Below are 11,778 nucleotides of genomic sequence, written 5' to 3' on the forward strand. Positions count from 1 at the left end.
GAATATTGTTATATTATATATTCTAAAAGAACTTAATTAATAACTTATTATATAAGTATGTACTTATGAACACTTACTTCTCTATGCGATATAATCATAATAAGAACTTCACGATCTTAATATGAAATATCGGTCAGAGAAATCGTCATTTATATTGTTATCATAGGAGGATTTATGAGAACAGCTTTAACAGAACTTTTACAAATTGAATATCCTATTATCCAAGGTGCTATGGCTTGGGTATCTGAACACAAATTAGTATCTGCCGTTGCAAACGCTGGTGCAACAGGCGTTATCGCCCTCGGTGGTCGTGATGCAGAATGGACTCGCAACGAAATTCGTGCATGCAAAGAATTAACTGATAAACCATTCGGTGTTAACCTTATGTTGATGGCTCCTAATAAAGACGAGTTGGTAGATGTTATCATCCAAGAAAAACCTGCTTTCGTAACACTTGGTGCTGGTAATCCTGTACCATATATCAAACCGCTCCAAGAGGCTGGTATCAAGGTTATCCCTGTAGTACCTTCCCTTAAATTGGCTAAACGTATTGAAGAAGCTGGTGCTGATGCGATGATTGTAGAAGGTATGGAAGCTGGTGGTCATATTGGTAGCCAAACAACAATGTCTTTAATGGAAAATATTTTGCCAGAAATCAGTATTCCAGTTGTTGTAGCAGGCTCTATCGTTGATGGTCGTGGTCTTGCCGCAGCTTTATTAATGGGTGCACAAGGTGTACAAATGGGTTCTCGCTTCTTATTAGCAGAAGAATGCCAAGCACATCAAAATATGAAAGAAGCAATTATCAAAGCAACAGATACTGATTCTGTTGTAACTGGTCTTCTCTCTGGACACGGCGGCGTTCGCAGCTTAAAAAATGAATTTACGACTCGCTATTTAGCAGCAGAAACTGATGGTGTTACTACACCTGAAGAGCGCACAAAAATGTCTCAAGGTACTAATAAACGCGCCGCTATTGATGGCGATGTAGTAAACGGCGCCGTACAAGTTGGTCAAGCCTTGAATCGTCTTGTAGCTATCGAACCAGCTCATACAATTGTTCAAACAGTAATGAACGAAGCTATTATGTCTATTCGTAAGGCTCAACGCCTTCTTGAAATTGTTTAATCAATTAGGAGTGTCATATGTTACCATTTCATGGAAAATATCCAAAATTAGATCCTAAAAGTTGTGTAATGCCCGGTGCTGAACTTGCTGGTGATGTAGAGCTTAAAGAATATGCATCTATTTGGCAAAATTGTGCCCTTCGTGGTGACGTAAACAAGATTGTAGTAGGTCGTTACTCGAATGTACAAGATAACTCTGTGTTACATGTAGATGACGATAAAGCATGTATCTTAGGCGATTATGTAACAATCGGCCACGGTGCAATCGTTCATGCAAGCACAATCGAAGATAATGTTTTAGTTGGTATGGGTGCTATTGTGTTGAGCGGTTGTCATGTTGGATCTGGCTCTATTATCGCAGCTGGTGCAGTAGTAAAAGAAAATACTGTAATTCCTCCTAACTCATTAGTGGTCGGTATTCCAGCCCGTGTTGTTCGCACAGATGAAACTCAAATTGAACGCATTCACAATCAAGCTTTAAAATATAAACACTTGTGGACTATCGAATACGGTATGCTTCCTGATGCAGGTGGCGAGGAATACGATAAAAACGCCAAAATCGTATAATCACATATACAATAAAATTTGCACAAATAATCAGAACCACCCGTAAAACGGGTGGTTTTATGATTCGCGACTACGTCGCGAACCAGTCTAAAGACAATAACAAAAGCCGAGGCAATCACTGCCTCGGCTTTCATAATTTATGTGGTCTAAATTTTATTGAATTGTTGGTGCATAAATCGCTTGTCGAAGATCCACCCTACGATGTTCTTCCATCATCTTAGAAATGTCTTCTTATTCGGCAGGTTTCACGCGATTGTTGCCGTCTTTCATAGCTTCTTTCAAGCTAAAGATAACCATTTCATTCATGTAGAAACGCAATTCATCATCATGTACATTGGCCGTATTGCGATCCAAGATATCGATGATTTGTTGTGCATAGTCCATTTTTTCATCGTCAGACACAGTCACATGATTAATAAAAAAGTCTTTATAATCATTATACAAACGATCTAACGCCATGCGTGCATAGCTGTCTTTCTTATAACGATGACTCACAATGTACCAGCTACGACGAACGTTCATATAATACAATGCATTATTGCGGTACCGTTCTTGGCCCTTCATAATACGAGAGTCGTCCATGATATATCTATCTTTTTGATCCAATTGGAATTGTGTGAAAGCATTCACTACTTCACGAACTTCTTCGCTAGGTACAGGAATAGCCACTTCTGCTTCAATCACGTTTAATGGTTCAGCTGGTTGTTCTGGCATCATCAAAGTATCCCGAGCCGCATCCGCCTGACCAACTGCACATACACAAGCAAGCGCCAATACAGGCATAATTTTTTTGAATTTCATACATCCTCCTTATGATGAGCCGCCCCCCGAAGGGCGGCTTTCACAATCCTTACATGAGCCATGAAGAACTCGAATATTCAGATTCGATTATTTTGTAAGACCTGCTTGTTGCATCAACAATGCAATTTGAGCCTTCATTTGTTCATTATCTTCCTTCACAGAGGATAATTCATCAATACGTTTTTGCATACGTGCATTATCATCCTTAACAGAAGACAACTCATGGAGGCTTTCTTGCATACGTGCATTTTCAGCTTTCAACGCTGTTACTTCATCTTGCAACACATAAATAGAACTGATAGGACCGCCCTTATAACGTTCAGGAACAGCTTTCTTCGCATCGGAAGTGCCGAATTTACGAGTTACACCGGCATTCACCATGTTATGGTGGCTACCTACGGACATCCCTACATGGAACATGGTATCTTCCGCCGTGTAATGTGCAATGCCTAGAGCCGCCGCCGTTTCACCGCGATAGTTGCCGATGCCGGCCATCACCTGAGTCGGTTCCAACGGATCATACTGAATAGGTTTCAATGCTGAAAGTGCCGCCGCATGAGCGCCCACACGTTGCGTTTCGCCCGCTACCGCATTAATGGCATTTGACAAGCCGCCAGTAGCATTTTTCAATTGATTTACATTAACCGCATCGGTACCGTTTACGCCAGGACCGACATTACTAATCGTATTGCCGCCGTTATCGAGACCGTCTTTTGTGAGGCTCACCTGATTGCCGCCGGCCGGAGTGATTGTCACGCCGCCACTGTTCATAACGGTTGTATTACCGTCAGCGTCCTTAGTCGTTACGGTTTCTAGACCTTTCAAGTCCTTCGCCATACGAACCTTAAGGTTATTGTTGCCGTCGGATACGACACCCAAATTATCTTCTGAGGTCAACTTATTGGCATCGGTAATGCCGCCGACTACATTCACCTGTTCGTTAAGCTGTTTCTTGATAACCGTACCGGTATCACCACCGTACTTCATACCATCATCTTTGGTTGCCATCTGATGTGTCTTACCGTTTTCATCCCGATATTTAATACGAGTGATTTCGTTTCCGTTAAGGTCAGGATCGCCTTTATCAACGGTAATATCCGCATTGCGGCCGTCCTTACCGCTTAAACCGATGTGACCGACACCGTCTTTACCGGACATGGATACAGCATCTTTACCGTCTTTGCCGGCAATGCCTACCTTGCCGTCCGTACCGTCAGCACCGTTAGGTCCTGTAATGGATACGCCGTCTTTGCCGTTTTTACCGACTTTCACCTTATCGGTAGTTAAACTGTCAGTCTTGAGATCCTTCGCCATCTTGATCGTAACATTACCATTTTCGGCTACGGTCTTAATATTCTCACCGGAATATTTATCATCATTTTCTGTACCTTCACCTTTAATGGTAACCTTTTGACCTAAATCACGATGGAATTCGCCTGTATTACCGGCAAAATCCATACCTTTCTTCGTGATTTCATCGCCCAAGTTGGTAATTTTATTATCCAAGGTCTTGTGAGATTTCTGCAACTGGTCTTCTGTAGCAGCACGACCGCTTGAGATATTATCAGGGTCCCAATCTTTGTTTTCCAGACCTGTCACATAGCCGTCCTTACCGTCAACAGCAACTTTCCCTGCCGCAATCTTGCCGTCTTTGCCGTCGATCGTTACCTTGTCGCCGGCCTTAATGGTACCGTTTTCGCCGTCAATCGTTACATTGCCCGCTTTAATAGTACCTTTATTACCATCGATTTCAACCTTATCGCCGGCTTTGATTGTGCCGGCGTTGCCGTCTATAGCCACTTGTTTTGTCAGATCTGTGCCCATTGTCACCTGATCCTTAAGACCCACTTCATAGTTTTTCGACCCATCCGCATTGGTGCCAGGTGTAACGATAATATTTTTACCGGCTGTCACCGTTGTAGTCGCAGCCGCTGTCGCCTTATCCAATTGGGATTTATTAACCGCATCTTTAGGATCCGTACCGTCGGCTACATTCGTAATCTTATTACCTCCGTTATCGAGGCCATCCTTTGTGAGGCTCACCTTATTACCGCCGGCAGGATTGATTGTCATACCGTCACCGTTGATAACAGTGTTATTACCACCGTTTGTGAAAGTTGTAGACGTTAACCCCTGTAATTCTTTCGCCAATTTTACATTTAATGTACCGTTACCGTCGGATACAACACCGATATTATTGTCGGATAATTTAGCTGCATCAGCACCGCCTTTGATAGTTACTGTATCACCTAATTTTCTGTTGCTTACGGCACCCGTATCACCGGCAAAGTTCAAGCCTTTTTCAAGAGTTTTATTGATATCGGAGATATCCTGTTTATTCTTATTGATGTTCTGCGTATTGTTGGCGATATCTCCGGCATTTTTATTGATGTTCTGTTTGTTACCCGCAATATCCTGTTTATTTTTGTCGATGTCGGATCTATTCGTATTAACTTTGTCGTTAACCTTCTTCAACTGATCTTCCGTAGCACCACGACCGGATACAGCCACTGGATTATCCACATTCCAATCCGTATTCGTGAGACCTGTTACATGACCTGTATCACCATCTACAGTTACAGGGTGGGCAGCACCGACATTAATTTTATTGCCTAAACCGACAGTAAATTCCTTACCGCCATTCGCATTCGTACCTTCCGTTACGACCACATTCGCATCCTTTGCTTTCACAGTGGATGCCTTCGCAGTACCGTTGATAGCTTTTTGTAACTGGCCATAGTTAACTGCATCATTAGGATTACTACCATCCGCCACGTTGGTAATCTTCTGATTGTTCGCATTGATACCGTTCGGCGTTACATAAGTCTTACCGCCTACAGTCAAGCCGTCATTGTTGATAGTCGTACTGCCGGCAGTAACGCTTTCTAGACCGGTTAACGTTTTCGCTAATTTTACATTTAATGTATCCGTTCCGTTGGATACAACGCCGATATTATTATCGGATAGTTTTGTCGGATCAGTCACACCACCGATAATATTCGTCTGTTCACCAAATTTACGAGTAAATTGATTAGCTGTAGCCGATGCAGCTTTCACATCACCGGCATATGCCACGCCCTTATCCATCTCCGAAGTAACTGCATGCAATTGACTGCCGTTGATAGCATCCGTAGAAGTAGCGGAAATACGACCTGCCGCTACATTAGTAACTGTCCGTTCCATGCCTGCCTTGCCGACACTTACAGTGGATGCCGGATTAATACCTGCAAAGTTATGTACAGCCCCGTTAATGGTTGCGGAAGGTGTCGCTACAGCTGCTGCCGTTTCAGAACCGGTCCCCAGAGCTACAGCACTTTCATTATCTACCTTTGTATTATTACCGAGAGCCACAGCATTTTTCGCCGTCACGGAAGCATTGTTCCCGAGAACCATAGCCCCATCAGCGGAAACATTGGAGTTACTGCCCACTACATAAGAATTATCGGCCGTAATACTGTTCTTATAGCCGAATGCACCGGACATATTACCTTTAACAGTACCGTCTGTAACAGTTGTAATTTTATCCTGATCGGCACCTGCACCACTACCATTTGCTTCCGTCGTGGTCATAACAGTAGCGGAACCGATGGTATTTCCTGCACCGATAGCATACGCCTGATTACCGTAAATCGTATTCTTGGAACCAACAGCAGCAGACTCTTTCCCGGATTTAGAACCGTCTTTCATATCTAAACCGACCTGGTTCGTATCACCGATAGAGGATGAACGATCACCGTAAGCACCAACCTGCGTACCAAGAGCAAGAGAATTTGTTCCCCAACTACGTGTCATGATACCGATGCCGGTGCTGGCTACACCTTTAGTCAAAGAGTTGATACCGATTGCTGTAGAGCCTGTACCATAGGCTTCGCTCAATGTACCGATAGCCGTAGTTGCATCACCGATAGCCGCCGTATTTGCATATTTACCTTTTACATTAATAGATGCCGAACCAAGAGTGCCGGCGAATTTATCTTCAATTTCCTTGTTAAAGCTCTTTTTAATACCGTTTCCTGCAGCCAATTGAGGCACAGCTGTTTCCAATTCAATACGAGCCATATCGATATCATCACCGCCGATGGCAACAGATGAATTACCAATAGCTCTTGTATCTGCACCGAGAGCAAGAGACTGTGTACCATAAGTTTTTGCAGTGCTGCCGATAGCTACACCTTGCGCATATTTAGGGTTAACAGTACCGCCATCATTCTTAATTTTTACATTTGTTTCCGCAGATGCACCGATAGCCACATCACCACGAGCACCGTAGGAAGCAGCATCCGCCCCCATAACAACAGCGCCGGATCCAGGATTACCATGATGCGTAGAAACAATACTCTTTGCGGAACGACCGATAACGATATCCCCGTTTTCCAAAGCTTGTGCCCCTTGACCTATAGCTACTGTACTTGTCGGGATATTCGTGCCTACAGTACTTTCACCGGCTGCTTTTGCACCGTTACCGATGGCTACACTATAATCACCAAGTGCATTAGTTATATCACCAATAGCGATACCACCATTATTTGAGGCCTGCGCTCCGATACCATTTTTAATCGGTGCCCCCAAAGCATCCGTAGGCATCATAACGCCCGTCAACATAACGGCAAGCGCAGTAGCACCTACCATTTTAGAAAATACAACCGACAAAGAAGAACGTTTCGTCATGTTCTTTGCCGTTTCCGCTACGACTACGTAACACCCCTTTGTACGATTCCAAATTACTTTAAAAACTCGATTCATCAATCTTACTCCTATAAATTAAACTAACTATATCCACTTACATAAAAATTACAATAACCAAACTGAGACTATATCGATTTTCTCAAAATTATATAACTAAAATACCACATTTTACTGTATAAGTAAATTTTTTTCATTTTATTTTCACATAATTATGCGTTCAAATTATCAATTTTTCGATATACAAAAAATATCGAGGCACCGTCACTCGAACAGTCCTCGATATTCTTATATATACTATTAAATTATTCTATTGAAAAGAATATTCATCATTTAATACTTTTGTAGTAGCGATAGAAGAATATATTAACTATTACAACAATAGAAGGATCCAGAAAAAAACAAAATGGATGCCCCCTGTAAAATACAGGGAAGCATCCATGTGTTTAGATTACTATTTATCACTCTTTAGTTTTGACTGAATAATCTGCTCTACCATAAGCGCTGTACCCATAGTTAACGCTATAGGGAACAACATTTCTACAGAAAATCTTGAAAGCTCAAGCATAAATACACATGAGGTCATAGGCATTTTTTGTGCGAGTCCTAAAAATGCTACGGCACCGATAAAGGCAGCCATCCCCAATGATATAGGCGCTACAGCAATAGACCAAAGAGTCCCAAATACTATGGCTAGCGTACTCCCCAACATCATAGATGGAGTAATACGACCACCATAAGCACCTGCCGCTAATGCAAGTAGTACTGCTATCCACTTAGAACCAAATAAACCCAATGCATAGGTCCAAGTAATATCATTGGTAAAGGTCAATTCATTCCCAGCTTTACCGTTCCCAAGTATTTCAGGAAAATACATAGCTAACGCACCAATAAGTGTAAAGGCTACGATAGATATGGGGATCATAATAGGACTGCTGCGATGAATAGAAGGTAGCTTACCTTGAGTAATATTAAATAGAACCACACCTAAAGCAACAATAGCGCCTAAGGCAATAGAGAATTCTACATAATGACTACCCAAGCTAGGTTGAGCCATTGTATATTGAATGACATCCCCTACACCTGCTTGTCTCGTTACAAAGGTTGCTAATCCACAGCAAATAAGTGCAGCACTCATGGCGCGTATATTCCAAGTAAGGAGCAAGGTTTCTAACGTAAAGATTGCCGCCGATAAAGGTGAATTATAAACGGCCGCAAGACCAGCACCTGCAGCACAAGCAATCAATAATTGGCGATCTTCTTGTTTTATGTCAAAGTGCTTAACTAAAAAAGTTGTAATCCCCGCACTTGCTTCACGAGGGGCTACTTCTCGCCCTAAAGGTGAACCTATAGCTACCGTAATAATTTGTAAGGTTGCATGTAAAATAGTAGTTATTGGATTCATCTCCATCTTACCGGAAACGGCAGTTTTAATGTCTACAACACCTTTACCATATCGATGAATAAGAAACCAGCCTACGCCACCTATGAGACCACAAATAATGAGTGGTATCAATCGTTCTACTGGGGATACTCGCGCTACAGCAGCACCAAAACTCATATGATCTGCAGAAGAATAATTATATACAAAATGCTGAATACTATGCATTAAATGTGTATAAGAAGCCCCCACTAATCCTGCTATAAATCCTACAATAATTATGAGCCCTATTAAACGTTTATCAAATGTCATACTTACTCCATTGCTAATACGACTTCACCAGATTCTAATGTTTTCTTAACATCTATAATGCGTTGATTAGATGAACCTCTAAAACGTAATGCTGGATCTTTAAGTTCATCTACAAAGCGCCCATCCACGAGAATATCAATTTCGTGTAGCAAAGTGCTTCTCAACTCGTCTTCTAAGATATCATCTATTTCATACCCTGAATAGGCCCAAATTTTCTTTTCTGGTGCTGCTGCACGGACTGCTCGTATCACAGGTAATAAACCTTGTACATTTTGAAAAGGCTCTCCACCTAACAAGGTTAAACCTGAGCATGTAGGATTTTTCACATAAGAAACAACTAGATCAGTTTCAGCTTGAGTCCATTCTTTACCGGCATTGAAATCTTGATACTCTTCATTAAAACAGTTATAACAACAATGTGTGCACCCTGTTACGAATATAGATGTACGAATTCCTTCTCCATTGGCAATATCATATTGTCTTATTTGCCCATATCTCATAATTACCCCCATAGTAGTGTGGTTATCAACTTTGACTAACACTATATAGATATCTTTCAATTTCTCATAAATACAGTAAAAGCTGTGCCTAAGGCACAGCTTTTACCATGTATAGAATTTTAATTAATGCTATCTAGTATTAGATATGCATTACACGATCTTTGATTTCTTTCGTACGTCCTTCGTTCCAGAAGTTTTCACCTAGGTAACCACAGGTACGACGAATTACAGTTAATTTATCGCGGTTTGTGTTGTGGCAACGAGGACATTCCCATTCATTATGTTCATTGACCTTAATTTCACCATCAAAACCACATTCGTGACAGTAGTCGGACTTGGTATTAAACTCAGCATAAGAAATATGATCATAAATATATTGAATCATAGTCAAAACAGCTGGAATATTATTAGTCATATTCGGAATTTCCGCATAGGAAATACAACCGCCAGTCGATTTCTTTTGGAATTCAGATTCAAAATTAAACTTATCAAATACATTGATTTCTTCACGAACATTAACGTGATAGCTATTAGTATAATATCCTTTATCGGTGATATCTTCAATTACACCAAAGCGAGCACGATCTAGAGAAGAGAATCGATTTGTTAAGCTTTCAGCAGGTGTACCATATAAACCAAAGCCAAGATTATGTTTATCATGCCATAGATTGATAGCATCATTTAAACGATCCATAATTTTCATGGCGAATACACGACCTTTTTCACCTGTGTTAGACTCACCAGTAATCAATCGAGTTGCTTCATAAATACCGATGTAGCCAAGAGAAATCGTTGCATAACCACCAGTAAGGAAGCGAGCGATTTTTTCTCCTTTTTTTAGGCGCGCAATAGCACCGTGTTGCCAATGAATTGGCGATACATCACTCACTACATCCTTTAATAAGTTGTAACGTAATAGTAATGCTTTTTCAGCTAATTCAAGACGTTTATCTAAAATTTCAAAGAATCTTTCTTCACTACCGCGAGCTAAGATGCCAATTTGAGGTAAGTTCAAACTTACAACGCCCATATTAAAGCGACCATCAAATTTATAGTTCCCCTTTTCATCCTTCCAAGGAGATAAGAAAGAACGACATCCCATTGGGCTAAATACATTACCTTCATAGTTTTCCTTCATCTTCTTAGCGGAAATGTAATCTGGATACATGCGTTTAGCCGTACATTGTGCAGCAAGTTCAGTTAAATAGTAATATGGACTATCAGGCGTTACATTATGTTCATCAAGAACATAAATCAATTTAGGGAATGCTGGCGTAATATATACATCAGCTTCATTTTTTACACCCTTAATACGTTGGCGCAAGATCTCTTCTGTAATAAGAGCAGCCTCTTTAGCGTATTCATAATCAGGTTTAAAATACATGAACAATGTAACAAATGGAGATTGACCATTTGTAGTCATCAATGTATTGATTTGATATTGGATAGTTTGGATGCCATCCTTAACCTCTTTACGCGTACGTTTCCACGCAATTTCACGGGCTTTTTCCATATTTGGTTCCATCCCGTAAATCTCAACTTGTTCTTCAATAACATTGTTAAGGATTTTTTCGTAAGATTTACGTACGAATGGCGCCAAAATGCGATCGATACCATTAATACTTTGACCGCCGTATTGACCAGATGCAACTTGGGCAATAATTTGCGTTGTTACTGTACATGCAACTTGGAAGGATTTAGGTGTATCAATTTTCTTACCATTGATAACCGTACCATTTGTTAGCATATCTTCCAAATTGATCAAGCAACAGTTAAACATAGGTTGGATAATGTAATCCATATCATGGAAATGGATAGCACCACTATCATGGGCTTCTAAAATATCTGTAGGAATTAATTTACGGCGAGCGATATCCTTAGATACTTCACCAGCGATTAAATCACGTTGTGTAGATACAATGGCAGCATCCTTATTAGAATTTTCATCGAGAACGCTGACATTACTGCGATCTAATAAGCCGATTACATCATCATCAGTAGTATTTTGACGACGCTTAAAAGCTTGAACAGCTTTGTAACCTTCATAGGCACGTGCCGTTGCAGGATTATGATACTCAATCAACTTATAATACACTTGATCTTCAATAGCATAAATTGTCATGTCTTTTTGGAGCTTTGTAGCATATTCTTCAATTTCATCAGCAATACGCTGTGCCAACCCCTCTTCGTACAACCCTGTACTACTATGCTCAGCTTTTTCTATAGCCAAAGCAATCTTATTCTTATCAAATGGTACCTTTGTACCATCCCGTTTAATGACCTGCAACATATTGGCAACCTCCCCATTTTGTTACCGCTGAAATATATGTTAAGACATAGAAAAAAGTATGGAAAACCATACTTTTTATAAATTTATATGTAAAAATGTAAAGAATTATGACTAAAC

Annotated in this window: 6 protein-coding genes and 2 pseudogenes; 3 read left to right on the plus strand and 5 right to left on the minus strand. The window is 40.8% G+C overall.

The genetic code is table 11. From position 1 onward, the window contains the following. The first annotated feature begins 174 nt into the window (after positions 1 to 174). Together Q7P05_RS06780 and Q7P05_RS06785 are read left to right on the plus strand one after the other, a co-directional pair. Positions 175 to 1,128, plus strand: coding sequence for a nitronate monooxygenase (locus Q7P05_RS06780; protein WP_296006663.1), 954 nt, complete (start codon positions 175 to 177; stop codon positions 1,126 to 1,128). A 17-nt stretch (positions 1,129 to 1,145) separates the two neighbouring features. After that, entirely contained in the window at positions 1,146 to 1,694 is a 549-nt protein-coding gene (locus tag Q7P05_RS06785) for a gamma carbonic anhydrase family protein (RefSeq protein ID WP_060924757.1), read from the plus strand. Between the two features lie 153 nt (positions 1,695 to 1,847). On the opposite strand, the pseudogene Q7P05_RS06790 reads toward Q7P05_RS06785, so the two are convergent. Next, positions 1,848 to 2,495: pseudogene (locus Q7P05_RS06790) on the minus strand (hypothetical protein). Between the two features lie 87 nt (positions 2,496 to 2,582). Then, positions 2,583 to 7,238, minus strand: a complete 4,656-nt coding sequence (locus Q7P05_RS06795) for an ESPR-type extended signal peptide-containing protein (protein ID WP_303931274.1) — start codon at positions 7,236 to 7,238, stop codon at positions 2,583 to 2,585. Positions 7,239 to 7,510: 272 nt separating this feature from the next. On the opposite strand from Q7P05_RS06795, the pseudogene Q7P05_RS09620 reads away from it, so the two are divergent. Then, positions 7,511 to 7,660: pseudogene (locus tag Q7P05_RS09620) on the plus strand (IS3 family transposase); the annotation flags it as partial. Here the strand turns inward: Q7P05_RS09620 and Q7P05_RS06800 are convergent. From Q7P05_RS06800 to nrdD, 3 genes are all read right to left on the minus strand, one after another. Then, entirely contained in the window at positions 7,633 to 8,871 is a 1,239-nt protein-coding gene (locus Q7P05_RS06800) for a chloride channel protein (RefSeq protein ID WP_303931277.1), read from the minus strand. The pseudogene Q7P05_RS09620 and the gene Q7P05_RS06800 overlap by 28 nt on opposite strands. A 2-nt stretch (positions 8,872 to 8,873) precedes the next feature. Continuing rightward, positions 8,874 to 9,371, minus strand: a complete 498-nt coding sequence (nrdG, locus tag Q7P05_RS06805) for an anaerobic ribonucleoside-triphosphate reductase activating protein (protein WP_303931278.1) — start codon at positions 9,369 to 9,371, stop codon at positions 8,874 to 8,876. Between the two features lie 139 nt (positions 9,372 to 9,510). Then, positions 9,511 to 11,661: an anaerobic ribonucleoside-triphosphate reductase gene (gene nrdD, locus Q7P05_RS06810; RefSeq protein ID WP_060924760.1), complete on the minus strand. Its 2,151-nt coding sequence runs from the start codon at positions 11,659 to 11,661 to the stop codon at positions 9,511 to 9,513. Positions 11,662 to 11,778 lie beyond the last annotated feature (117 nt).

Source organism: Veillonella dispar, from assembly GCF_937975875.1.
Lineage (GTDB): Bacteria > Bacillota > Negativicutes > Veillonellales > Veillonellaceae > Veillonella > Veillonella dispar_B.

Coding starts and splice junctions, on each gene's coding strand:
- Q7P05_RS06780 (WP_296006663.1), top strand. CDS start 175: ATGAGAACAGCTTTAACAGAACTTTTACAAATTGAATATCCTATTATC.
- Q7P05_RS06785 (WP_060924757.1), top strand. CDS start 1,146: ATGTTACCATTTCATGGAAAATATCCAAAATTAGATCCTAAAAGTTGT.
- Q7P05_RS06795 (WP_303931274.1), bottom strand. CDS start 7,238: ATGAATCGAGTTTTTAAAGTAATTTGGAATCGTACAAAGGGGTGTTAC.
- Q7P05_RS06800 (WP_303931277.1), bottom strand. CDS start 8,871: ATGACATTTGATAAACGTTTAATAGGGCTCATAATTATTGTAGGATTT.
- nrdG (WP_303931278.1), bottom strand. CDS start 9,371: ATGAGATATGGGCAAATAAGACAATATGATATTGCCAATGGAGAAGGA.
- nrdD (WP_060924760.1), bottom strand. CDS start 11,661: ATGTTGCAGGTCATTAAACGGGATGGTACAAAGGTACCATTTGATAAG.